Source organism: Microbacterium sp. bgisy189, from assembly GCF_057707225.1.
The window spans coordinates 103,519-126,492 of the sequence record NZ_JBYIPT010000004.1; the positions used below are offsets into that span (position 1 = coordinate 103,519).

Sequence of the window (22,974 nt, forward strand, 5' to 3'; positions counted from 1 at the left end):
CGTCGATCAGTCTACCCGCGGGCGTCGCGTGCGGCCTCGACCCTCGCGCGCACCGTCTCGACCAGCAGTGCGTGGAATCGGTGCTCGCCGGTGACCTCCGGATGGAATGAGGTGCCGATGAGGTCGCCCTGGCGCACCGCGACGATCCGACCGTCGTCCAGCGCCGCCAGTGTCTCGACGCCGGGCCCGGTCTCGAGGACGAGCGGTGCCCGGATGAACACGGCGTGCACGGGCGGGTCGCCGAGCGCCGGGACGTCGAGATCGGTCTCGAACGAGTCGACCTGACTGCCGAAGGCGTTGCGCTGCACCGTGACATCGAGGCCGCCCAAGGTCTGCTGACCGGCGATGCCGTCGGTGATGCGGTCAGCCAGCAGGATGAGTCCGGCGCACGTGCCGTACACCGGCATGCCGCCCGTGATCGCGTCACGCAACGGCTGCTGCATGCCGAACGTGCGCGACAGTTTGTCGATCACGCTCGATTCGCCGCCGGGCAGCACCAGCCCATCGACCTCGCCGAGCTCGGCAGGTCGGCGCACGAGCGTCACGTCCGCGCCGAGTTCGGCGAGCACCTTGGCATGCTCGCGGACGTCGCCCTGCAGGGCGAGCACGCCGATGCGGGTCGCGGTCACCACCCGCGCTCAGCGAGGCGGTGCGGTGCGGGCAGGTCCGACACGTTGATCCCGACCATCGCCTCACCGAGGCCGCGCGAGACGTCGGCGATGACCTTGGCGTCGTCGAAGAACGTCGTCGCCTTCACGATCGCCGCGGCGCGCTCGGCGGGGTTGCCGCTCTTGAAGATGCCCGAGCCGACGAACACGCCATCGGCGCCGAGCTGCATCATCATCGCCGCGTCGGCCGGGGTGGCGACACCGCCGGCGACGAACAGCACGACCGGCAGTGTGCCGGTTTCGGCGATCTCGACGACGAGCTCGTACGGTGCCTGCAGTTCCTTGGCGGCGACGTAGAGCTGGTCCTTCGACAGGGCGCCGAGGGCCGCGATCTCGCCCTTGATCTTGCGGATGTGCTTCATCGCCTCCGAGACATCGCCGGTGCCGGCCTCGCCCTTGGAGCGGATCATGGCGGCGCCCTCGTTGATGCGGCGAAGCGCCTCACCGAGATTGGTCGCGCCGCACACGAACGGCACGGTGAAGTCGTACTTGTCGATGTGGTTCACGTAGTCGGCCGGTGAGAGGACCTCGGACTCGTCGATATAGTCGACGCCGAGCTCCTGCAGCACCTGCGCTTCGACGAAGTGGCCGATGCGGGCCTTCGCCATCACGGGGATCGAGACGGCCTCGATGATGCCGTCGATCATGTCGGGGTCGCTCATGCGCGAAACGCCGCCCTGCGCACGGATGTCGGCAGGCACACGCTCGAGCGCCATGACCGCGACCGCGCCGGCATCCTCGGCGATCTTCGCCTGGTCGGGCGTGACGACGTCCATGATGACGCCGCCCTTCAGCATTTCGGCGAGACCGCGCTTCACGCGCGAGGATCCGGTGGTGGGCGTCGACATGGGCACTCTCCTCGAGCGGTGGAAGGGGATAGGGCTATGGCCTAGGTCAAAAGCTAGCATGGCCCACCACGTAGGCTGATCGTGCGTGAAGGGATGTGACATGACGACGATCTCGGGCAGATCGGCGACGGAGATCGCCGAGAGTGTGCGTGGGCTCGTCGACCGCGGCGTCCTGCGCCCCGACGATGCACTCCCGTCGGTGCGCGCCCTCGCCGAAAACCTCGACGTCAACCGCAACACGGTCGTCGCCGCGTATCGACAGCTGGCGCTGGCAGGCGTGGTCGCAGGTCACGGCCGGGGAGGCACGCGGGTCACGGGGGCGGCGCCCGTCCCGCAGGAGGGCTTCGCCGCCGACAGCGTCCTGCGTGACATCGGCACGGGCAATCCCGACCCGACACGCATCCCGGATCCGTCGGCCGCGCTCACCGCGATGGCCGGCCGACCCGTTCTGTATGGCGAGCCGCTCATCGACCCGGGGCTCGAGCGCTGGGCGCGAGACTGGTTCGCCGACGCGGCCCAGGCCTCCCCTGACCTCGCCCTGACGATCACCGGCGGCGCATCGGACGCGATCGAGCGGCTGCTCACCGGGGCACTCACCCGCGACGACGCGGTCGCCCTCGAAGACCCGTGCTTCCTCTCCAGCATCCACACCGTGCGGTTGGGCGGATACCGTCCGCTGGCGGTGCCCGTCGACGACGAGGGCATGACCGTCGACGGGCTGCGGTCGGCCTTGGCGGCCGGTGCCCGGGCCGTCGTCTGCACCCCGCGAGCCCAGAATCCGACGGGTGCGAGCACGAGTGCCGCGCGTGCCGAGGCGCTCCGCGCCGTGCTTGCCGACCACCCGTACGTGCTGGTGATCGAAGACGACCACTTCTCGCTGCTGTCCTCACAGGACTACCACTCGATCATCGGACCCGACCATCGCCGCTGGGCGCTCGTGCGATCGGTCTCGAAGTTCCTCGGCCCCGACATGTGTCTGGCCGTGACGGCATCCGACCCCGACACTGCAGAGCGCCTGGCGCAGCGGCTCACGCCCGGCACGACGTGGGTGAGCCACCTGCTGCAGCGGCTGGTGCACGCGCTCATGACCGACCCGTCGGTCGTGCGGCAGATCGCGGATGCCGGCGCCCACTACCGCGCGCGCAACAGGACGTTCGTCGGCGCGCTCCACGATGTCGGCCTCGATGCGAGCGTCGGCGATGGTCTGAACGTCTGGGTGCCGCTGCCGCTGCCAGGCCGCACCGTCGCGGACCACCTCATGCGCCGCGGCTGGCTCGCCCGGCCCGGTGACGAGTTCGTGCTTGCAGCGTCGAGCGTCGCCCAGCACCTGCGACTGACCGTCCACGATCTCGGCGATGCCGATCAGCGTCGCCTGGCGGCAGACATCGCCGCCGCCGTCTCGAACCCGAAAGTGGGATGATCCTCCGATGAAGATCCTGTCCATCCAGTCCGCTGTCGCATACGGTCACGTGGGCAACTCGGCCGCCGTCTTCCCGCTGCAGCGGATCGGCGTCGAAGTGCTGCCCGTCTACACGGTGAACTTCTCCAACCACACCGGGTACGGGGCGTGGCGAGGACCGCTCATCGCCCCCGACGACGTGCGCGAGGTCATCACAGGGATCGAAGAACGCGGCGCGTTCGGCGACATCGATGTCGTCCTCTCGGGCTACCAGGGCAGCGAGGGCATCGCCGATGTCATCCTCGATGCAGTCGCTCGGGTCAAGTCCGCCAACCCGAGTGCCGTCTACTCGTGCGACCCGGTAATGGGCAATGCAAAGTCGGGCTGCTTCGTGGCGCCCGCCATCCCGATCCTGCTCCGCGAGAAGGTCGTGCCGGCCGCCGACATCATCACGCCCAACCAGTTCGAACTCGGGTTCCTGACCGGCACCGAGCCGAACGATCTGGCATCCACCCTCGCCTCGGCAGACGCGGCCCGGGCGATGGGGCCGTCGACGGTGCTGGTCACGAGCGTGGAGCGGCCCGACCGGCCGGAGGGCACGATCGAAATGCTCGCCGTCACACCCGACGGCGCGTGGATCGTGCAGACGCCGCACATTCCGATGAAGGCGAACGGCTCCGGCGACGTCACCGCGGCGCTGTTCACGGCGCACTACCGCGCGAGCGGTGATGCCGCCGACGCGCTCGCGAAGACGACGTCGAGTGTGTGGGATCTGCTCGACAACACCCACCGTTCGGGGCAGCGCGAACTGCAGCTCATCGAGTCGCAGGACGCGTATGCCCACCCGCGCATGCAGTTCGACGTGACGCAGGTCCGCTGAGGCCGCCGGCTACGAGCCGTAGACCTCGTCGAACGCGGCTTCCCAGCCGGGAGCGTCGTCGGGGCAGATGAAGCCGGTGCCGAACACCATGATGCTCACGAGGTTGCGCTCACCCGCCTCCCGCTCTCGTCCTTCGAGATCTCCGAGCACCGTCTGGAAGATCGGTGAGCTCGTCACGTGCGCGTCCAGCAGCGCGGCGTCGACGTCGTGGCCGTTGAGGATGGCGGTCTCGCAGGCATCCACCGCGGCTGCGAGATAGATGGTCTCGTGCTGCTCGGTCCAGGCGACGCCTTGACTCTCGAGGTACTCGCGCTGCTGCGCAATGAACTCCTTCTGCTCCGGCGTGACGGCGACCAGCATGCTGCTGTCGGTGGGCAGCTGCTGCTCGGCGAGGAAGCGGTCGCGTTCGGCGAGGGCCTCGGCCGTTCCGTCGGTGACGCTGTCGGTCGGCGTCGGTGTGGGCGAAGCCGACGTGCTCGTGTCCGGTTCCGTGGTCGTGTCGGGCTCGGGCGATGCGTTCGTTCCACAGCCGGCGAGTCCGGCCGTCAGGAAGGCGGCTGCCACCAGCAACGTCGCGTTTCGATGGCGCATGGATGATCCTCTCGTCACGTCCAAGCTAGCCACGCGCAAATACCTGCCCCCGCGATTGTCCACAGTCGGGCAGCGGCCGCGTGCGCGTCCTCGTCAGGCGGGCCAGGCGGCGGTGACGGCCTCGCGCACTTCGCCGAGCAGCTGCGGCAACGCCTTCGTCTTCGCGATGATGGGGAAGAAGTTCGCGTCCGTGGCCCATCGCGGGACGACGTGCTGGTGCAGGTGCGCGTCGACGCCTGCGCCGGCGACCCGACCCTGGTTCATGCCGAGGTTGAACCCGTCGCACCGCGAGACCTCACGCAGCACCCGCATGGCGGTCTGCGTGAGGGCGCCGATCTCAGCGACTTCCTCCACCGTCGCCTGGTCGTACGTGGCGATGTGACGGTACGGACACACCATCAGGTGGCCCGAGTTGTACGGGTACAGGTTGAGGATGACGTAGGCGGTCTCACCGCGCGCGACGATCAGACCGTCCTCGTCGGAGCGCTGCGGGGCGGCGCAGAACGGGCACTCCTCGCGCAGCGGCTCGGGGCCCGCCTGGATGTATGCCATCCGGTGCGGCGTCCACAGCCGCTGGAACTCGTCGGGGACGCCGGCGAGGTGGTCTGCGGGTTCGCTGCGCACGTCTCCGGCGTCCCCGACGGTCACGGCAGGTCCTCGGCGGTGTCGACGAGGGTGTGGTTTGCGATCGCGGCGGTGATCTTGGCGATCGCCTCGTCGATCGGGATGCCGTTGGTCTGCGAGCCGTCGCGGAAGCGGAACGACACGGTGCCGGCGGAGCGGTCCTGCTCCCCCGCGATCAACTGGATCGGCACCTTCCCGGTGGTGTGGGTGCGGATCTTCTTCTGCATCCGGTCGTCGGAGTGGTCGACCTCGGCGCGCACGCCCGCGACCTTCAGCCGCTGCACGACGTCGTCGAGGTACGGCCCGAAGGCCTCGGCCACCGGGATGCCGACGACCTGCAGCGGCGCGAGCCACACCGGGAACGCGCCCGCATAGTGCTCGAGCAGGATCGCGAAGAACCGCTCGATCGACCCGAACAGTGCCCGGTGGATCATGATCGGACGGTGCTTCTCACCGTCGGGGCCGGTGTACTCCAGCCCGAACCGCTCAGGAAGGTTCGGGTCGACCTGCACGGTCGACAGCTGCCAAGTGCGTCCGATGGCGTCGCGGGTCTTCAGGTCGATCTTCGGACCGTAGAACGCCGCCTCGCCGGGCACCTCGGTGAGCTTGAGCCCGCTTGCGACCGCGACGTTTCGCAGGGCCTGGGTCGAGTACTCCCAGAACTCGTCGGTGCCGATCCACTTGGCCTTCTCATCGTCGCGCATCGACAGTTCGAGCTCGAAGTCGTCGAGACCGAAGTCGCGCAGCATCGAGATCACGAACGCCAGCACCCGAGTGGTCTCGGCCTCGAGCTGGTCGGGGGTGACGAACAAGTGCGAGTCGTCCTGGGTGAATCCGCGCACCCGGGTGAGCCCGTGAAGGGCGCCGGAGAGCTCGTTGCGGTACACGGTGCCGTTCTCGGCCAGACGCATCGGCAGGTCGCGGTAGCTGCGTGCGCGCTCCTTGTAGATGAGGATGTGCATCGGGCAGTTCATGGGCTTCAGGTAATAGTCCTGGCCCTTCTTGACGACGGTGCCGTCCTCATCCACCTCTTCGTCCATGACGATCGGCGGGAACATGCCGTCCTTGTAGGTGACGAGGTGATTCGAGGTGAGGAACAGGTCCTCCTTCGAGATATGTGGGGTGTACACGTAGGTGTAGCCGCCCTCGACATGACGCTTGCGCGCGTGCTGCTCCATCTCGCCGCGGACGATGCCGCCCTTGGGATGCCAGACGCTCAGGCCCGACCCGATCTCGTCGGGGAACGAGAACAGGTCGAGCTCCTTGCCGAGCTTGCGGTGGTCGCGCTTGGCGGCCTCTTCGAGCCGGGTCTGGTAGGCGCGCAGCTCGTCCTTGGTCGGCCACGCGGTGCCGTAGATGCGCTGCAGCTGCGGGTTCTTCTCGCTGCCGCGCCAGTAGGCGCCGGCGATGCGGGTGAGGTCCCAGCCGTTGCCGATCATGCGGGTTCCGGGCACGTGCGGACCGCGGCACAGGTCCTTCCACGCGGTCTCGCCGTCGCGGGTCACGTTGTCATAGATGGTGAGCTCGCCTGCGCCCACCTCGACCGAGGCGCCCTCGGTCTTCTCTGCGCCGCCGCCTTTGAGGCCGATCAGCTCGAGCTTGAACGGCTCGTCTGCGAGCTCGGCGCGGGCCTCGTCGTCGGTGACCACGCGGCGGACGAAGCGCTGGTTCTCGCGAACGATGCGCTCCATCTCCTTCTTGATGGCCTTGAGGTCTTCGGGAGTGAACGGCTCGTCGACACCGAAGTCGTAGTAGAAGCCGTCGACAACGGGCGGGCCGATGCCGAGGTTCGCCTGCGGGCGGATGCGCTGCACCGCCTGCGCGAGGACGTGCGCGGTCGAATGGCGCAGGATCGACAGTCCGTCTGGGCTGTCGACGGTGACCGGCTCGACCGCGTCATCCGCGGTCACGACGGTGGCGAGGTCCTTCAACTCGCCGTTCACGCGCAACGCGACGACGGAGCGATCGGGAAAGAGGGTGAATCCGTCGGCCGGGTAGGTGACGTCCGACGGGATGATGACGTCAGTCAAGGGAGTGTCTCCAGGTGGGTGGCTCGGTCAAGGCTACTCAGCTTCGAGCGCACGCCGCGCTCTGCCCGCTCAGGCCTGACGCGTTCGCGTGCCGACGCACGACCAGACGGCCTTGCGCATCGGGCGACGTTCCATGGCGTCAGTCTACCGCTCGCGCGCCGACGTGCTTGAGCGCTTCGCGGCGGCTCAGCGGGCTGAGCGGATGGGTGGCTGCGAAGTCGCGGACCCAATCCGGGTGCGCGCGCGCCGCGTCGCGCAGCGCCCACCCGACCGCCTTGCGGATGAAGAACTCCGGGTCATCGATGTTCGGGGTGATGACGGCGTCGAGGAGCTCGAGGTCGACCCGCTCCTTGCGTCCGAGTTGCGAGATGATCGCGATGCGCCGCAGCCACATGTCCTCGCCGATGCTCCACCGGCGCGCGATCTCAGCCGTCTCCGCGGGATGTCGATCGTGCAGTTCCTGCATACGGGAGGCCAGGTCGTCGCTGAAATCCCACCACCGGCCGGTCGTGGCCATGTGTTCGATGAGCGGAACCGATGCCAGGTCGGCGCGGGCCTTCGGCGCGCCCAGCATCATCATCGCCGCATAGCGCTCCTCGCGATGGGTCGCGGCATCCCACAGCTCCCGGGCGACAACGAGGACGGCAGCGGCGTCCGGCAGCGTCTTGGCGGCGGCGCGCGCGAGCCGGCGCACTTGCGGCACTGTGACACCGAGGAACGGCATCACCGACTTCATGTAGGCCTGCTGGCCCGGTGCGCGGGCGGGGTCGGCGGCGGCGCGCAACTCGGCGCGGAGCTGCGCGACGGTCGCCGTCATTGCGCGACGGTGACGTCGACCTGGATCTCCCCGGCGAGCCGCTCGAGCGCCTCGGTGAGCCGGCCGGCGGCGTCGCTGTCGGGGATGCGCACATCGACGACGGCTTCGAACAGGGTCCCGCCCGCCATGGGCGCCTCGAGCGTGCGGCTGCGGAAGCCGTCGATCGAGAGGGCGTGCGCGGTGATGGCGGCGGTCACGTCGCGCACGATGCCGGGACGATCATTGCCGAGCACCGTGAACTGCAGCTCGCGCACATCCCCTGCCACAGGTGTGCCGGTGCCGCTGTGCGCCGTGACCCGCAGCATCCCGTCGAGTTCCTGCACGGCAGCCGTCAACGCGTCGACGTTCGCGTCGGGCACGGAGACCAGCACGATGCCGGCGAACGCGCCGGCGAGCTCGGCGAGCTCGCTACGCTCCCAGTTGCCGCCGTGCGCGGCGATGCGTTCGGCCAGGGCGCCGACCAGGCCCACCCGGTCATCTCCCACGACGGTCAGTACGAGCTGTGCCATGTGCCGAGCCTACGGGGTCAGGCCACCGCCCGGGGTGCGCCGACCGGCGGGCTCTGGCACGATCGGTGGCCATGAGGATGCCGATCGGTCGCTATCTGGAATTGCTGCTCGACGCGTGTGCCGACGATGGCGGTGGTGTCGCGGACTACATCCCCGAGCTGGCGGCGGCCGATCCGGATCGGGTCGCTGTCGCGCTGGCGACCCCGGACGGCGAGGTGTACGCCGCGGGCGATGCGGACCTCGAGTTCACGATCCAATCGATCTCGAAGCCGTTCACCTACGCGCTGGCGATCGCCGACCGCGGCCTCGACGAGGTGCTCGAATCGATCGACGTGGAACCGTCCGGTGACGCCTTCAATGAGATCTCCCTCGACGAGGCGACCGGCAGGCCGCGCAACCCGATGATCAATGCCGGGGCGATCGCCGCGCACGGGCTCGTCGAAGGCGCCGACCAGGACGAGCGCGACCGCCGCATCCTCGACTTCTACTCCGAGATCGCGGGCCGGCGACTGCGCATCGACGAGGCCGTGTTCGAATCGGAACTGTCCACTGCAGACCGCAACACCGCGATCGCGTACATGCTGCGCACCGTCGGCACGCTCGAACAGCCGCCGCTGGAGGTCGTCCGCGGATACACCCGTCAATGCTCGGTCGCCGTCACCGTGCGCGACCTCGCCCGGATGGCCGCGGTGCTGGCCGCCGGCGGTCGCACACCCTCCGGTTCGCGCGTGCTCTCCCCCGAGGTCAATCGTCAGGTGCTGAGCGTGATGGCCACGTGCGGGATGTACGACGCGGCCGGCGACTGGCTGACCCATATCGGCATCCCTGCAAAGAGCGGGGTCGCCGGCGGTCTCGTCGGCGTGCTGCCCGGGCAGGTCGGCATCGCCGCGTTCTCGCCGCGGCTGGACGAGCACGGCAACAGCGTGCGCGGGGTGCGGATCTTCGAACGACTCAACCGCGACATGGGGCTGCATCTGATGGATGCCGCCGAGGTCGCGCCGGCGGTCGTGCGCCGGCGGCTGCACGACGGTATTCCGGTGCTCGAGGTGACGGGCGATCTGCGGTTCGTCGAGGCTGAGCGCGTGCTGCGCACGTTCGCCGAGGAGCGCGAGGGCGAGGATGTCGTCGTGGTGGATCTCACCCATGTGCACCACGTCAACGACGTCGCCCGCCGGTTGCTGCTGGAAGGCATCCGCCGGCTCAATGCCGACGGTCATCCCGTGCGACTGGTCGACCCCGATCGCGTGCTGGGGTCTGCTGAGGCCGGAACCGGTGAGATCGTGCATGGCGAGCAGCCGCGCGGCGGGTACGTGCCCGACCGCTACGAGGACGCCGGAGCGGCCACCCGCGGGTGAATAAGAAAACCCCCGGCCGTGGCCGGGGGTTTCGGTGGTGCGCGATACTGGGATCGAACCAGTGACCTCTTCCGTGTCAGGGAAGCGCGCTACCGCTGCGCCAATCGCGCCTATACAGGCTCTTCAGTTGCAAGAGTGGAGGTGGCGACGGGATTCGAACCCGTGTAAACGGCTTTGCAGGCCGGTGCCTAGCCTCTCGGCCACGCCACCGCGTGTGGTTCGGACCCACGTGACGTGGTTCCTCCGAGGAGGAATCCCCGCACTCGAGCGGATGACGAGACTCGAACTCGCGACCCTCACCTTGGCAAGGTGATGCGCTACCAACTGCGCTACATCCGCGTGCTCCCGGATCTCTCCGGGCGCTTGAATGACTTTAGCCGACGATCGGCGCTCTGCAAAACCGGGAGCGTCCCGCGCGTGTCTGGCTCAGTATCGGGGCGCCGCCGGTTACCCGAAGTACTGCTCCAGCGTGTGGAAACCCCCGCGGTGATAGTCGGCCGCGACCTCTCTCCCGACATACCGGAGATGCCAGGGCTCAGAGGTGTAGCCGGTGATGTCGGTGTAGCCCTTCTCGTACCGAACAACGAATCCGTACCTCCACGCATTGGCGGCGACCCACTTCTGCTGTCGCGTTCCCGCGAAGGAATAGATCGATCCGCAACCGCTGCCGCATGCGACGACGTCGACGGTGAATCCCGTCTGGTGCTCGGAGTGTCCGGCCCTCGCTGAGTGCAGATCTGCCCAGGTGCGACCGTTGGATGCCACGTAGCCTGCGTAAAGGGACTTCTGCGTCGCATAGCTGCGGTAGGCGCTGGTGAGGCCGAGGCGCCCTGCGCCGGCAGTCGACGCGCCCGAGCGCAGCTTCTGGAACGCGGTCGCGGCTTCCTTTCGCAGCAGGTACCCCGTGCCCGACACGTACTGCAGGTCGGAGGGACGGTACGACGTCGGACGCAGCGCGTTCTTCTTGTTCGCGACAACCCACGTGCTCGACGGGTCAGTGGTACTGCGGCACGGTGTCACTCGCGCGACGAGGCCACGGAGCATCCGAGGAGACCCGACGACGGCGACGCCATGCGCATCGACCGCGCGCACGGCCGATTGCAGGTGCCGGTCGGCGCAGATCCGCCCGCTGAGCACGAGCGGCGATCGGCGGACGATGGCGTATGTCAACCCCGCCATCGCGCCGCGGTAGTCGGTGGTGTTCGCGACGATGACGCGATCGGCCGACTCGGGGAAGCGTCGAGCCATGACGGCGGACATCTCCGACGCGCTGTCGGCCTTCAACCGGACGACTTCCAGACCGGACCGTGCGAACTGCCGATAGATGCCGCTGCTCACCGAGTCCGGGTTGCCGACCAGCACGACGCGCTTCGCCCCAAGATCGCTCACGAGGTCGAGCGTGCGCTCGGGCACACGGTCGGCGAGCCCGTCGACGGCGATCAGCGGCTCACCACGCGCCGCAGCGAGCGCACCACCGACGAGCGCATTCGCGAAGCTCCGGCCTGTAGCGATGAACACTTCGCTCTCGTTCGTGAACGCTGACCGTACGAGCGCTCGCGAAGTGCCATATCGATTCGAGCCGGCGATCCGTTCGACGGAGGGAGCGAGCTTCTGCACTCGTTCTTCTGTGCGCGCGGAGATCGTGCCGGTGCCACCGACGATGATGAGGCGATCCGGGCGCAGGCGCCTGATCTCTTCGACGACCGAAACCGGAATGCCGTCGCGCCCGACGAGAAGCATCGGGCCGCCGAGCGCGGCCGCCACCGGCGCCGCGCTCAGTGCCTCGGTCGAGGAGTCTTGGCTCACCAGGAGGACGACGGGGGCCGTCTGGCCTTCGGGACGGGCTCGCTGCGATGCCGCTACGCTCGTGGTCGTTTCGGCGTCGCCGACAATGCGGCCTGTAGCCCGCGTTGCGGCATCGGCGGCCGAACCCGGTACGACGACCAGCAAGGCGGTCACAACGGCGACGGCGGCGATCACACCCGCTGCACGACGGAACAAGCTGCCCATGACTCCCCCAGGTACGACTGACCGGTCGCTCCTCGACCCGATTACGTCACCGCGCTGGCATCCTATAAGCTTGGTGCTCGGCCCGCAGGGGCCACGGGCGATTGGCGCAGTTGGTAGCGCGCTTCCTTCACACGGAAGAGGTCATCAGTTCGAGTCTGGTATCGCCCACAGGATTTAGCCCCGGAATCACGCGGAAGCCGCGAACGACCGGGGCTTTTTCGTGCCCTCAGAAGCGGGCTGTGTGGACAGAATCGCCGGTTGTGTGGACAGCGTGTCGGGCACGATGCGCTCGGCACGGTCCGCCGCCTCCGTCTGCGCGCCCAGCGATACGTGCGCGTAGATGGCGGTGACGTGGGCCTGTGCGTGGCCCAGTCGGGTTGCGATTAGGAAGCCGTCAGCCCCCGTCTCGCGCAGGTGGGTCGCGTGCAGGTGACGGAACCCGTGGAGGCGCATCGGGGTGAGCCCTGCGCGCTTCGCAATCACCGCGAGTTGCTTTGACGGGTACTCGGGCATGATCGGGTGACCGTCCGCGGTGGTGAACACTCGGCCGGACTCCTCCCATGCTTCACCCGCCGCGACTCGTGCGGCGTTCTGTGTGAGCCGCTGGGCCCTGAGCGCGCGGAGTGCACGCGGTCCCAGCCCGACCTCTCGCCCCTGCCCGGCGCGGCTCTTCGCCGTGCCCTCGGAGACGTTCGCGCCGTACTCTCCGCCGCGGCGCGCGACCTGGACGCGGTTGGTGTTCACGCGGAGCACCTTCCCGCCCATGTCCACGTCCGACCAGCGGAGCCCGGCGAGTTCGCCGCGACGGAGGCCGGTGTACAGGGCGAGTTCGTAGAAGTGGAGCATGCTCGACTCCTTCGCCGCGGTGAGGAACGCGGACGCCTGGTCTGGGGTCCACAGCGTCTTGTCCTTCGCCTGGACGGTCGGCAACTCCACCAGCCGGGCAGGGTTCGCGATGATCGTTTCCGCGCGCTCGGCGGCCGACAGGGCCGACTTCAGAACGGTGATGATCTTGGCGACCGACTGAGCCCCGCGAGACTTCGCCATGTCGTCTACGAACGCCTGAACGTCCGCGCGGCGGAGTTCGGTGAGCGGGATGGATGCGACCCGGTGGCCCAGGATCACACCCACATACAACTCGTAGACCGCGAGGGTGCTGGGCTTCAGTGTCCGGCCCATCGTCTCGCGCCGCTTCAGCCACGTCGGCAGGTACGTCGTCAGCGTCTCCCGCGTGGGGGTGAGTCGCTGGCCGTCGAGTGACGCGCGCAGGTAGGGCTTGGCCCACTCCTCGGCGGCACCCTTCGACGCGAACCCACCTTTGCGGATGCGCTGGCGCTCCTGGTTGTGTGTGGCGGGCTGGTTCACGAACACCGCCCAGGTGCCGTGTCTCGGGTTGCTCAACTTCGGGCACTTCGCGCCCAGTTGCTTGCCGTCCTCGCGGCATCCACAGCGGCGCTGATAGTGCGCCGTCGTTCCTTTCATGGGGTTCTTCCCTTCTCCCCCGGCAACTGGCCGGGTGGTCGATGGGCTCCCGGTCAGATCGTGCCGACCTCGGGAGCGTTGCCGCGCTTGTGGCGGAGAATGTCGCGGCGCGCGGTCGCCGTCAAACTGTGGATGCTGGCGGAGTCGCCCGCGAGAGTTTCGGCGGCGATCTGAGCGCCGCGAATCATCCCGCCGATCACGCCCAGACTCTTCGCCAGTTCCTCGGCCTTCTCTATGTGGTCGAGTACCGCACGGCCGACCTCAAGCAGATACTCCTCCGGTGCGTCGGGGTGCGTACCTGAGTCCTGGAGTGCGCTTCGCGGCACGTTCTCGCCGTTGTCCATGCGGATGCTCTCGACACCGACGGGGATCAGCATTAGGCGTGAGACGGGCTTACCGAGCGCGCGCGCGAACAGCACCAAGTCGTCCATTGTGAAGTTGCGTTCGCCGCGCTCCGCTTCGCTGACGCGGTTCACGGACCACGCACGCTTGCTTGGGTCCAGGGTCTTCAGCCGCTCAGCGAACGCGGCTTGACCTTCCTGAACGCCGCTCTTGCGGAGGGTTTTGATGTTGTGCGCGATGATCTCTCGCATCGTCATCGTGCTCGGAATCTCCGGTTCCACCCTGTAACCCTTCAATCGGTATTCGAGAACTCTCGAAACCCAGACTACCGGAAATGCCGCCATTTGTGTGGTACAACTGTTCCGACAGCGCATCCGCCTGGAGGGTATGGGCGCTGAACGGGGCGACACCCCGACCAGGAGTCGGAGTCGCTAGCACCGTGACCAGGTAGAGCCAGGCGCGGGCCGCAATCACTCATCTGCGAGCCGCCTGGAGCCCTCCATGCTTTCGACGTCATCTGTCCGTCTCGACCTCCCCGACCCTCTCCCGGTGACACTCACCGTCGAAGAGGCCGCGCGAGTCCTCCGCATCGGGCGCAACAGCGCCTATGAGGCCATCGCCCGCGGCGACATCCCGTCCGTGCGCATCGGCGGGCGCGTCCTCATCCCATCGGCGCGTCTCCTCGCGCTCTTCGGAGTGGAGGTCACCGAATGAGGGTCCTCGGGTGCGTCTCCCTCGACCTCGCACGGTCCCGCACCGCTTACGACACCCGCCGCGCCATCCGGCACGCGCTCGACGGCCTCCAGCCCGGCGACACCGTGCGCATCAACGTCGGCCGCAACAGCGTCCCCGCAGACGTAGCCGACCTCATCCCCGACACCGCAACCGTCCAGGTCACCGGCCCTGACGCCTACACCGTCCGCGCCTGGCGCGCCGCACTCGGAGGCGACCGGTGAGCCGCGAACTGCTGGTCACGCCCCTCGCGATGATCCAGCCCGAACCCGTCACCTGGGCTGTGCGGGACCAGATTCCTACGCACACGATCACGATCCTCGCCGGAGCGGCCGGCATCGCGAAGTCCACCATCCTCGCGCACTACATCGCCCGATGGACGCTCGGCGGGTCGGTCGGTGACTTCACCGGCCCGTCGCCCGTCGCGATCATCAACGGAGAGGACGACCTGGCCCGCGTGCTGGTGCCGCGCCTCATCGCGGCCGGGGCCGACCTCCGCCACGTCCACGCCATCGACGGCGTGCGCGTCACCGACGAGAACGGCGAAACGTGGGTGTCCGGCGCGACCCTCGCGGACGACCTCCCCCGCATCCGCCACACCATCCAGGAACTCGGCGTGCGCGTCCTCATCGTGGACCCCATCATCAGCCTCATGTCCGGCGACTCCCACCGGCTGGAGGACGTGCGCCGCAACCTCGACCCCCTCGCATCAATGGCCGCTGACCTCGGCATCGCCATCGTCTGCGTCGCCCACTTCAACAAGGGCGGGGGCCGCGCCGGAGAGAAGGTGTCCGGGTCCCACGCATTCCGCGACATCGCCCGCTCCCTCCTGGTCCTCGCCGTCGATGAAGAGACAGACGACCGCATCCTGAGCGTCGAGAAGAGCAACTACAGCGCCCGGAAACCCTCCCTCGCGTTCAGCGTCGAATCCGCCGCCGTGCCGCTCCCAGACGGCTCCACAGCCACAGTCGGCCGCGCCCGACTCCTCGGAGAAACGTCCCTCACCGTCCAGGACCTCCTCAACCGCGACACGAGCACCCTCGGAGACGTGTCCACCCAGATCGTCGCCGCCGTCAGCCACGCCGCCGAACCTGTCAGCGCCCGCGAAGTCGCCGCCGAAGTCGGAGAACCTGAAGACAAGGTGTCCCGCTACCTCCGCCGCCTCACCGAATCCGGCCGCATCCAACGCGCCGAACGCGGCCGATTCGCACCCCTCGGCTGGCAACCGGACACCGAAACGGACACCACACACACGGCGTCCGAAGTGTCCGAACTGTCCGGATTCCACACCCTCGCGCGAGAGCAAAATGTGTCCTCTCTCTCCGCTTCACAGGACCAACCGGACACACCGGACAGATAGGACGCACCGTGCGACTGTCCGAAACACCGTCCGAAGCCAACAGGAAGGAGAGCACCGTGAGCGATCACGCATGGCTCGACAACATCATCAACACCGGCCAACTCCCCACCCACTACGGCACCCGCAACGACCTCCGCCGCGAGATTCAGGACAATGCCGCACAGATCGAAGCCATCGCTTCGTCCTCTTCCTTCCGCACGCGGTCCCAGGAGTCCACACAGTCGGCCGGTGATGGCGCTGAGGGCCTGTCCACACGTCGTCCACACGCCGCGGAATCTCGCGGCTCTGAGGTCCAGGATTTCCCCACGGAGGAAGAGGGCACGGTGCGAGAGGATCGCACGCGACCGCACGGCATCCGCCCCTCGGCGGCTGTGCTGGAGGCGCGTCGAGAGGCTATGCGGGCTGACCGGGCACGGCAGAACGTTGGCAAGCATGCGTGGCCTGTCATCCGCATCCTGGAGCGCCATCTGCCGGTCGTCGGCGCGGCTGTCCGGGACTACACACGGGCCGCGAACGATGAGGCACGCGCCTATCGTCAGTACGCCCGCGCCCTCGCGGCTGACCTCGCGGCGCTGGAGGGCGACCAGTGAGCCGGTGCGGCGGGTGTGCGCACCCTGAGCGTGAGGCCCTGGACGCGGCGCTGGTGTCGGGGCAGACGGACACAGCGGTGGCTGAGCGATTCGGGCTGACTCGTGACGCGGTGGGGCGGCATCGTCGCGGGCACCTGTCCCCTGCGCTGAAAGCGGTGGCGGCGGAGCGGGAGACGGCGGGGGCACGGACGGCACTGGACCGGCTGGAGGCTCTGCATGATCGGGCGGAGCGGGTGCTGGCGGCGGCTGAGGCTGAGGGGAAGGCGGCGCTGTCGCTTCAGGCGATCCGGGAACTCCGGTCCACGGTTGAACTGATCGCGAAGTTGACGGGTGAACTGGACGACCGGCCCCAGGTGCAGGTGCTGAATGTCACGGCGTCCCCTGAGTGGGATGCGCTCCGCGGTGTGGTGCTGACCGCGCTTCGGCCGTTCCCGGAGGCGGGGCGGGCTGTGGCGCTGGCGTTGGAGGCGGGGTCGTGAGTGAACTGGGGCAGGACCTCGCGGCGGCGCTGGACCCGGTGGTGTTCGGGCGGCGGCTGGGGTTCGATGCTGAGCCGTGGCAGGAGCGGCTGTTGCGGTCGTCGTCGGCGCGGACGCTGGTGCTGTGTGCCCGGCAGGTGGGGAAGACGCAGACGACGAGCATGAAGGCTCTGCATGTGGCGGTGTTTGAGCCGGGGTCGCTGGTGCTGATTATCTCGCCGTCTCAGCGTCAGTCGGACGAGATGCTGTTGCGGGTGAAGGCCCTCTATCGGGGGTTGGGGCGGGCGAAGCCGTCGCGGGATTCGGGGTCGGAGTTGGTCCTGGAGAACGGGTCGCGGATCGTGAGTCTGCCGGGCACGGAGGGCACTTCGCGCGGCTTCAGTGGGGCGCGACTGATCGTGCTGGATGAGGCGTCCCGTGTGGAGGATGACATTTTCGCGTCGGTGCTTCCGATGGTGGCGAGTGATGGGGCGATCTGGGCTCTGTCTACGCCGTGGGGTCGTCGGGGCTGGTTCCACGCTCTGCATGAGGACCCGGTGAACGGCTGGGAGCGGCACAAGGTGACGGTGTACGAGTCGGCCCAGTACACGCCCGCGAGGATCGCGGAGGTTCGGGCGGCTCTGGGGTCGTTCACGTTCGCGTCGGATTACGAATGCGAGTTCGGGGACACGGATTCGCAACTGTTCGGCACCGAACTGGTGCGCGCGGCGTTCTCGCCGCTGGTCAAGGGATTGGAGTTGCCATGAGTTCGTACACGGTGGGCCTGGACCTCGGGCAAGGGCAGGACTTCTCTGCCCTGGTGGTGGTGGAGCGGGTGCTGGTGTTGCCGCCGCTGGTGAGCGTGGGCGCGTTCTGGCGGGCACCGCAACTGATCGGCCCGTCGATCCGGGAGGAGCGGCATGTGCGGCACCTGCGGCGCTGGGAACTGGGGACGCCGTATCCGGCGATCGTGGACGACGTGGCGACGATGATGCGCGCGGACGCCATGCGGGACGGCCTCCTGTTCATCGACCGGACGGGCGTGGGCCGCGCGGTGTTCGACATGTTCGTGGAGGCGTGGCAGGCGGAGGAGTTCGGCGCGTCGTATCCGCTGGGCGTGACGATCACGGCGGGGGCGAAGCGGAACGGCATGCACGTCCCGAAGTCTGACCTTCTCGCGGCGATTCAGGTTCCCCTTCAGCAGGGCACTCTGCGGGTCGCGGACGGGCTGGCGTTGGGGCCGGTGCTGGAGCGCGAACTGGTGTCGTTCCGGCAGAAGATCAGCGACTCCGGGCGGGACACGTTCGATCTACAGCGGCGTGCCGGTGAGGGGCACGGCGACCTGGTGACGGCGCTGTCTCTGGCGCTGTTCCAGGACAACACAATTTCTCGGCCGGAAGTGGTCGAGAACACCGATGCTCTGAAGGGAGCAAGCAATGACTGACGATGTGAAGGACGACGACCTGGCGGCGCTCCCCTCGGAGCGGCTGGCGGAGATGCTCCGAGAGAAGCGGCGCGCGGAGGCGGCTGTGCGCTCCCGGCTCCGCGAGGTCGAGACGGAGCGGGATGCGCTGTCGGAGCGGGTGACGGCGTGGCAGGGTGACCGGTTCGCGGCGCTGGCGAAGGACGGCCGCGTGGTGGAGTCCGCTGTGAAGGACGTTCAGGCTCTGGTGCCGTTGGAGTCGGTGCTGGATGAGGCGGGCCTGGTGGACGCGGAGAAGGTGTCGGAGGCGCTGATCGGCCTGCGGCAGGAACGTCCCCACCTGTTCCGGGGCGGGCCGTCTGGCGCGGAGTCGTTCGGGGGCGCTGAGGGCTTCCGCTCGCCTGTGTCCTGGTCGGACGTGCTCCGGTAGGGCTGGGCGGCGTTGTGCGCCGTTCTGAGCGGCTTTCGTGGCCTGGCGGGGTGATTGGTCGTCCTGCCAAGCCACGCGCTTAGATTCGATTCTGGCGCGCCGGTGCGGCCGTCAATCTCGCACATGTGTCTGATCGGTCGTATACTGAGGGCGTGCCCTTGCGGCACGTTCTGACGCCCCTTGCGGGCAGACGAGAACTCATCGTTTCTCTCTGCTCTGGAAGGGGCTTTCTCGTGACTCTCTTCACGACTACCAACGACGTCAAGGGCATCAGCCCGGACGCAATCTCGACTCTCATCACGCTCCCGGTGGAGCGTCAGTCGGTCGCCGCTCAGGTCGCCACCGTCATCCCGACGAACGCGACCCGCACGCACATTCCGCTGGTCACCGCGGACCCCTCGGCCGCGTGGGTCGCGGAGGGCGCGGAAATCACCGCGTCGGACCCGACGCTGGACGACGTGATCGTGACCCCGGCGAAGATCGCGGGCCTGACGATCATCACGAACGAACTTGCCGCCGACACCAGCCCCGCCGCCGCTGGCATCGTCGGGGACGGCCTCTCGCGGGATATCGCCCGCAAGATCGACGCCGCATTCTTCGGCACGAACGGCGGCGGTGCCGTCCAGCCGGAGGGCCTGGAGGACGTGGCCGGTGTCGCGGACGTGGACGCCGGTTCGGCGTGGGCGAACCTCGACCCGTTCGCGGAGGCCCTGTCGAACGCGGAGGGCCTGGGGCTCATGGTCGATTCGTTCGTGGCGAACCCTGCGGACGCGCTGATCCTCGCGACCCTGAAGGAATCCACGACCAGCCAGCGCCCGCTTCTCACCCCGGACCCCACTCAGCCGTCGAAGCGGCTTCTTCAGGGTGTGCCGCTGTTCGTCTCCTCGGCCGTGACGGCGGGCACCGTGTGGGGCATCCCGAAGGTACGGGCGATCCTGGTGCGCCGGAACGACGTGGACCTGGCCGTGGACCGTTCCGCGTACTTCACCAGTGACCGCACGGCGATCCGCGCGACCATGCGCGTGTCGTTCGCGTTCCCGCACGCGGCGGCGATTCAGAAGATCGCGCTTAGCGCCTGATCACGTTGGTCGCGGGCCGCGCTAGCCTGCGCCGCCCGCGGTCAGCGCGGCCTGAATGACGGTCGGTGCGGATGCGATTGCGCCGCCGAACGCTGACACTGCGACCTGCGAGAAGAACGAACGCCATTTGTCAGACTTCTTCTCGGACTGATCCGCCGCGGCCTGGAGCGCGACCCAGAGTCGTTCCATCGCTACGTCCAGATCGAAGGTGTTCAGCACGTCGTGCTCTTCGACAGCGGTTCTCGTCTCCTGGACTAGCCGGAGGAGATAGGCGCGAAGTTGAGGAGTGATCGAATCGTCTTCCGCGAGGAGTGCGCTGATGTTGTCGAGCATCGCGGGTATCGTCGCGACGACTTCGGGGGCAACGTGTGCCGCCGTGGTCAGGTCGAGAAGTTCTGCAAGGTGGTCAAGCGAGTCCAGCGCGTGAATCGAAAAGTCCCCCTGCGTGGTCGTCCAACCATGCGGGTAGGCGAGCACGCCGTGCATCCACTGGGGGTAGATGCGCCGATAGGAAGCCATGTTTCGGCCGCGAGTCTCCAGCGCCGTCAACTCACGGTCAATCGCGATCAGGGCTCCCATTGCGCGAAGCATCCCGTGTGTGTCGTCGGCGCTCTGGTCCCCTCCCAGGCCGCGGGCATGGGCCGCCGCGCCTTTCGGGTTTGCGTACCAGGTGACCAGTTGCGAATGAAGGTGGCGGGCAGGGTTCGTCACTGTCGAAGGCTATCGGGCGTGTGGACACGGTGTGGACAGACTCACTGGGAGCCGACGTGAACGGTCGTCACCAAACGGGAGGAGTCCCCTCCCGACCCTTGATATTCCGGGCCGGAAGGGGACTCCCGGGGACTCGAAGGGATGGCCCTTCGCTCTTTCACACGGAAGAGGTCATCAGTTCGAGTCTGGTATCGCCCACCGCCGAAGGCCCGCCGATCTTCTGATCGAGCGGGCCTCGTCCGTTCGGGTGAACGTAGACTGGCCGGCACACCGACGGAGAGGAGGAGCCATGAAGGCTGTCATCGACGGTGCCGTGGTCGCCGAGGCGCCCCAGGAGGATCTCGTCCGCATCGAAGGCAATTGGTACTTCCCGCCGTCGAGCATCGTCGACGGCGCCCTTGCGGAGAGCCCCACGCCGTACACCTGCCCCTGGAAAGGTGCGTGCCAGTACTACGACATCACGGCCGGCGAGCAGCGTGTTCCCGACGGTGCGTGGGCATACCCCGATCTGCTCCCGGGGGCGGTCGAGCGCGTCGGTCGCGATTTCGCCGGCTACGTCGCGTTCGCGCCCGGAGTCCAGATCATCGACTGAGCTCACCCGATCCCGGGATTCGCTGCGGCCAGGGTCACCACGGTGAAGGCCTCATGCACCGACCTTCCAGCCGTAACGTCGGGTGAGGGCCTGCGCGATGATGGCGAATCTTTCGAGATCGAGGATCGCGGCTTCCCGTCGCATGCCATCGTGGTGCACGCTGTACAGCTGTTCGATATCGACCCACGACTCGCGCCCCTGCGCGTCCCACTCCCCCGTCCCGAGTGGGAGGAAGTCGCGATCGCCCTCGTGGGACTTGCTGGTCATTCGTACGGCGTACACGCGCTCCGGACTGATCCGACCGATCACGACGACCGGGCGGTCCTTGCCGCGCCCGTCGTTCTCGGCGTACGGCACCCACGTCCAGATCACTTCGCCGGCGTCGGGGTCGCCATCCCGGTCGGGCGCATACGTGATGCGCAGGCCGTCCGCCGTCGGCGGATCGATCTCGATCGTCTCCGAGGACCCCCTCGACGCGCGCTCGGTCTCGCCCGGGAGTGGTCGCTGCACTTGTTCGTCGAGCACCGCGGCACCACCGGTGAACAGGTTGACGAGCCCCTTCCAGAGCCCCCGGCGGGAGGTGTCCTTCGGTGTCATGGCTTCACGGTATCGCGCCGAAGGGGCACCGGACCGAAGCCCGGCGCCCCTTCGGGTGCGAGATGTGGATCAGTCGACGAGCGCGTAGCCCTCTTCACCGTGGACCACGGTGTCGATGCCCGCGATCTCGTCCTCGTTCTTCACGCGGAAGCCGATCGTCTTCTCGATGGCGAAGCCGATGATGTAGGCGACGACGAAGGAGTAGACCAGCACCGCGAGGGCCGCGACGGTCTGCGAGAGGAGCTGGCCGGCGTCGCCGCCGACGAACAGTCCGGTGCCCGTTGCGAAGAAGCCCAGGTACAGGGTTCCGATGAGGCCGCCGACGAGGTGGATGCCGACCACGTCGAGCGCGTCGTCGAAGCCGAGCTTCCACTTCAGCTCGATCGAGAAGGCGCACACGACACCGGCGATGAGGCCGAGCAGGAGCGCCCAACCCGGGGCGAGGGCGGCACAGGCCGGGGTGATCGCGACGAGACCGGCGACAGCACCGGAGGCGGCACCGACGGAGGTCGCCTTGCCGTCCTTCAGCTTCTCGACGAGGACCCAGCCGAGGATGGCTGCTGCGGTCGCGCCGAGCGTGTTGACGACGATGAGACCGACCGACTGGTCTTCGGTGCCGAGCAGGCCGAAGGTGCCCTCGGCGCCGGCGTTGAAGCCGAACCAGCCGAACCACAGGATCGCGGCACCGAGCATGACCAGCGGCACGTTGTGTGGCTTGTTGATGCCCTTCTGGAAGCCGACACGCTTGCCGAGGACGAGCGCGAGGGCGAGTGCGGCTGCGCCGGCGTTGATGTGGACAGCGGTTCCACCGGCGTAGTCGATGACGGCGGGCAGGCCCGTCTCGTCACCCCAGTTGAAGATCCAGCCGTCGCCCCACACCCATGCGGCGACCGGGAAGTACACGACGACCGCGAACAGTCCGGCGAACAGCATCCAGGCGCCGAACTTGGCGCGGTCGGCGATGGCGCCGGAGATGAGCGCGACGGTGATGATGGCGAAGGTGGCTCCGAAGGTCGCGCCGACGAGCGTGTCGCTGTCAGCGCTCGCGAGGCCGAAGTCGGCGAACGGGTTGCCGGAGAAGGCGAACGTGCCGCCGCCGAGGCTCATGTTGAATCCGAAGAGGATCCAGAGCACGCCGACCAGGCCCATCGCACCGAAGCTCATCATCATCATGCTGACGACGCTCTTGGCCTTGACGAGGCCACCGTAGAAGAACGCCACGCCGGGCGTCATGAAGAGTACGAGGGCTGTCGCGGCGACAGACCACGCGAGGTTTCCGCTGTCCATGAAGTTCCTCACTCATGTGTTGTGTAACTCGGTCCCGGTCCGCTGCAGACGTCGGGACGCGGCGTTTTCGGGCGCGACCAGTTTCGCGAGGTGCCGTTACCGGCGTCGTGCGTGCCGTGTTTCGCGCCTGTTACACAAGTGTCTGTGAGGTAAACATCAC

Annotated in this window: 26 protein-coding genes and 4 tRNA genes; 14 read left to right on the forward strand and 16 right to left on the reverse strand. The window is 68.0% G+C overall.

Going from position 1 to position 22,974, the window contains the following annotated elements; genetic code table 11:
* Positions 1-11: 11 nt before the first annotated feature.
* Together pdxT and pdxS are read right to left on the reverse strand one after the other, a co-directional pair.
* Positions 12-629, reverse strand: a complete 618-nt coding sequence (pdxT, locus tag AC3ENX_RS07495; RefSeq protein ID WP_434811240.1) for a pyridoxal 5'-phosphate synthase glutaminase subunit PdxT — start codon at positions 627-629, stop codon at positions 12-14.
* Positions 626-1,516 carry a pyridoxal 5'-phosphate synthase lyase subunit PdxS gene (pdxS, locus tag AC3ENX_RS07500; protein ID WP_434811241.1) on the reverse strand — a complete coding sequence of 297 codons (891 nt, stop codon included), beginning with the start codon at positions 1,514-1,516 and terminating at the stop codon, positions 626-628. Before pdxS ends, pdxT begins: the two co-directional genes overlap by 4 nt.
* Before the next feature lie 100 nt (positions 1,517-1,616).
* Here pdxS and AC3ENX_RS07505 point away from each other — a divergent pair, with 100 nt between their 5' ends.
* Both AC3ENX_RS07505 and pdxY read left to right on the forward strand, forming a co-directional pair.
* Positions 1,617-2,936, forward strand: a complete 1,320-nt coding sequence (locus AC3ENX_RS07505) for an aminotransferase class I/II-fold pyridoxal phosphate-dependent enzyme (RefSeq protein WP_434811242.1) — start codon at positions 1,617-1,619, stop codon at positions 2,934-2,936.
* Positions 2,937-2,943: 7 nt separating this feature from the next.
* Complete coding sequence (pdxY, locus tag AC3ENX_RS07510) at positions 2,944-3,795, forward strand: pyridoxal kinase PdxY (protein ID WP_434811243.1); 852 nt, start codon at positions 2,944-2,946, stop codon at positions 3,793-3,795.
* 9 nt (positions 3,796-3,804) lie between these two features.
* Here the strand turns inward: pdxY and AC3ENX_RS07515 are convergent, their stop codons facing one another.
* The 5 genes from AC3ENX_RS07515 to AC3ENX_RS07535 form a co-directional block, all read right to left on the reverse strand.
* Positions 3,805-4,386, reverse strand: a complete 582-nt coding sequence (locus AC3ENX_RS07515; RefSeq protein ID WP_434811244.1) for a hypothetical protein — start codon at positions 4,384-4,386, stop codon at positions 3,805-3,807.
* Between the two features lie 93 nt (positions 4,387-4,479).
* Positions 4,480-5,034: an HIT family protein gene (locus tag AC3ENX_RS07520; RefSeq protein WP_434811245.1), complete on the reverse strand. Its 555-nt coding sequence runs from the start codon at positions 5,032-5,034 to the stop codon at positions 4,480-4,482.
* Complete coding sequence (gene thrS, locus AC3ENX_RS07525) at positions 5,031-7,040, reverse strand: threonine--tRNA ligase (protein ID WP_434811246.1); 2,010 nt, start codon at positions 7,038-7,040, stop codon at positions 5,031-5,033. Before thrS ends, AC3ENX_RS07520 begins: the two co-directional genes overlap by 4 nt.
* A 139-nt stretch (positions 7,041-7,179) precedes the next feature.
* The gene (locus AC3ENX_RS07530) at positions 7,180-7,857 is read right to left on the reverse strand and encodes a DNA alkylation repair protein (RefSeq protein WP_434811247.1); all 678 of its coding nucleotides are present in this window, start codon (positions 7,855-7,857) and stop codon (positions 7,180-7,182) included.
* Positions 7,854-8,366 (reverse strand): glycine cleavage system transcriptional repressor, encoded by a 513-nt coding sequence (locus tag AC3ENX_RS07535; RefSeq protein WP_434811248.1) that lies wholly within the window; start codon positions 8,364-8,366, stop codon positions 7,854-7,856. The genes AC3ENX_RS07530 and AC3ENX_RS07535 overlap by 4 nt, the downstream gene beginning before the upstream one ends.
* A gap of 71 nt (positions 8,367-8,437) precedes the next feature.
* Here AC3ENX_RS07535 and AC3ENX_RS07540 point away from each other — a divergent pair, with 71 nt between their 5' ends.
* Positions 8,438-9,721, forward strand: a complete 1,284-nt coding sequence (locus AC3ENX_RS07540) for a glutaminase (RefSeq protein ID WP_434811249.1) — start codon at positions 8,438-8,440, stop codon at positions 9,719-9,721.
* Positions 9,722-9,756: 35 nt separating this feature from the next.
* Here AC3ENX_RS07540 and AC3ENX_RS07545 read toward each other — a convergent pair.
* The 4 genes from AC3ENX_RS07545 to AC3ENX_RS07560 form a co-directional block, all read right to left on the reverse strand.
* Positions 9,757-9,831, reverse strand: a tRNA-Val gene (locus AC3ENX_RS07545).
* Between the two features lie 26 nt (positions 9,832-9,857).
* A tRNA-Cys gene (locus tag AC3ENX_RS07550) sits at positions 9,858-9,931 on the reverse strand.
* A gap of 56 nt (positions 9,932-9,987) precedes the next feature.
* Positions 9,988-10,060: transfer RNA gene (locus AC3ENX_RS07555), tRNA-Gly, on the reverse strand.
* 108 nt (positions 10,061-10,168) lie between these two features.
* Positions 10,169-11,731 carry a D-alanyl-D-alanine carboxypeptidase family protein gene (locus AC3ENX_RS07560; protein ID WP_434811250.1) on the reverse strand — a complete coding sequence of 521 codons (1,563 nt, stop codon included), beginning with the start codon at positions 11,729-11,731 and terminating at the stop codon, positions 10,169-10,171.
* Between the two features lie 95 nt (positions 11,732-11,826).
* Here AC3ENX_RS07560 and AC3ENX_RS07565 point away from each other — a divergent pair.
* Positions 11,827-11,899 (forward strand) — tRNA-Val (locus AC3ENX_RS07565).
* A gap of 18 nt (positions 11,900-11,917) precedes the next feature.
* On the opposite strand, the gene AC3ENX_RS07570 is transcribed toward AC3ENX_RS07565, so the two are convergent.
* Both AC3ENX_RS07570 and AC3ENX_RS07575 read right to left on the reverse strand, forming a co-directional pair.
* Positions 11,918-13,213 carry a site-specific integrase gene (locus AC3ENX_RS07570; RefSeq protein ID WP_434811251.1) on the reverse strand — a complete coding sequence of 432 codons (1,296 nt, stop codon included), beginning with the start codon at positions 13,211-13,213 and terminating at the stop codon, positions 11,918-11,920.
* A gap of 53 nt (positions 13,214-13,266) precedes the next feature.
* Positions 13,267-13,836, reverse strand: a complete 570-nt coding sequence (locus AC3ENX_RS07575; protein WP_434811252.1) for a helix-turn-helix domain-containing protein — start codon at positions 13,834-13,836, stop codon at positions 13,267-13,269.
* A 268-nt stretch (positions 13,837-14,104) separates the two neighbouring features.
* Here AC3ENX_RS07575 and AC3ENX_RS07580 point away from each other — a divergent pair, with 268 nt between their 5' ends.
* The 9 genes from AC3ENX_RS07580 (at position 14,105) to AC3ENX_RS07620 (ending at position 19,627) form a co-directional block, all read left to right on the forward strand.
* On the forward strand, positions 14,105-14,269 hold the full coding sequence (locus AC3ENX_RS07580; protein WP_434811253.1) for a helix-turn-helix domain-containing protein: 165 nt from the start codon (positions 14,105-14,107) through the stop codon (positions 14,267-14,269).
* Positions 14,266-14,511, forward strand: a complete 246-nt coding sequence (locus AC3ENX_RS07585; protein ID WP_434811254.1) for a hypothetical protein — start codon at positions 14,266-14,268, stop codon at positions 14,509-14,511. Before AC3ENX_RS07580 ends, AC3ENX_RS07585 begins: the two co-directional genes overlap by 4 nt.
* Positions 14,508-15,647 carry an AAA family ATPase gene (locus AC3ENX_RS07590; protein ID WP_434811256.1) on the forward strand — a complete coding sequence of 380 codons (1,140 nt, stop codon included), beginning with the start codon at positions 14,508-14,510 and terminating at the stop codon, positions 15,645-15,647. Before AC3ENX_RS07585 ends, AC3ENX_RS07590 begins: the two co-directional genes overlap by 4 nt.
* An 8-nt stretch (positions 15,648-15,655) precedes the next feature.
* Entirely contained in the window at positions 15,656-16,237 is a 582-nt protein-coding gene (locus AC3ENX_RS07595; protein WP_434811257.1) for a hypothetical protein, read from the forward strand.
* Positions 16,238-16,314: 77 nt separating this feature from the next.
* Complete coding sequence (locus tag AC3ENX_RS07600; protein WP_434811258.1) at positions 16,315-16,716, forward strand: hypothetical protein; 402 nt, start codon at positions 16,315-16,317, stop codon at positions 16,714-16,716.
* Positions 16,713-17,462: a terminase large subunit domain-containing protein gene (locus AC3ENX_RS07605; protein ID WP_434811259.1), complete on the forward strand. Its 750-nt coding sequence runs from the start codon at positions 16,713-16,715 to the stop codon at positions 17,460-17,462. Before AC3ENX_RS07600 ends, AC3ENX_RS07605 begins: the two co-directional genes overlap by 4 nt.
* Positions 17,459-18,139 (forward strand): hypothetical protein, encoded by a 681-nt coding sequence (locus tag AC3ENX_RS07610; protein WP_434811260.1) that lies wholly within the window; start codon positions 17,459-17,461, stop codon positions 18,137-18,139. Before AC3ENX_RS07605 ends, AC3ENX_RS07610 begins: the two co-directional genes overlap by 4 nt.
* Positions 18,132-18,548, forward strand: a complete 417-nt coding sequence (locus tag AC3ENX_RS07615) for a hypothetical protein (RefSeq protein ID WP_434811261.1) — start codon at positions 18,132-18,134, stop codon at positions 18,546-18,548. Before AC3ENX_RS07610 ends, AC3ENX_RS07615 begins: the two co-directional genes overlap by 8 nt.
* Positions 18,549-18,781: 233 nt before the next feature.
* The gene (locus AC3ENX_RS07620) at positions 18,782-19,627 is read left to right on the forward strand and encodes a phage major capsid protein (protein ID WP_434811262.1); all 846 of its coding nucleotides are present in this window, start codon (positions 18,782-18,784) and stop codon (positions 19,625-19,627) included.
* A 21-nt stretch (positions 19,628-19,648) separates the two neighbouring features.
* Here AC3ENX_RS07620 and AC3ENX_RS07625 read toward each other — a convergent pair whose 3' ends face one another.
* On the reverse strand, positions 19,649-20,338 hold the full coding sequence (locus AC3ENX_RS07625; RefSeq protein WP_434811263.1) for a hypothetical protein: 690 nt from the start codon (positions 20,336-20,338) through the stop codon (positions 19,649-19,651).
* A 289-nt stretch (positions 20,339-20,627) separates the two neighbouring features.
* Here AC3ENX_RS07625 and AC3ENX_RS07630 point away from each other — a divergent pair, with 289 nt between their 5' ends.
* Positions 20,628-20,930, forward strand: coding sequence for a DUF427 domain-containing protein (locus tag AC3ENX_RS07630; protein WP_434811264.1), 303 nt, complete (start codon positions 20,628-20,630; stop codon positions 20,928-20,930).
* Positions 20,931-20,981: 51 nt separating this feature from the next.
* Here AC3ENX_RS07630 and AC3ENX_RS07635 read toward each other — a convergent pair whose 3' ends face one another.
* Positions 20,982-21,527, reverse strand: coding sequence for a type II toxin-antitoxin system PemK/MazF family toxin (locus AC3ENX_RS07635; RefSeq protein WP_434811265.1), 546 nt, complete (start codon positions 21,525-21,527; stop codon positions 20,982-20,984).
* 69 nt (positions 21,528-21,596) lie between these two features.
* Positions 21,597-22,814 carry an ammonium transporter gene (locus AC3ENX_RS07640; RefSeq protein ID WP_434811266.1) on the reverse strand — a complete coding sequence of 406 codons (1,218 nt, stop codon included), beginning with the start codon at positions 22,812-22,814 and terminating at the stop codon, positions 21,597-21,599.
* Positions 22,815-22,974 lie beyond the last annotated feature (160 nt).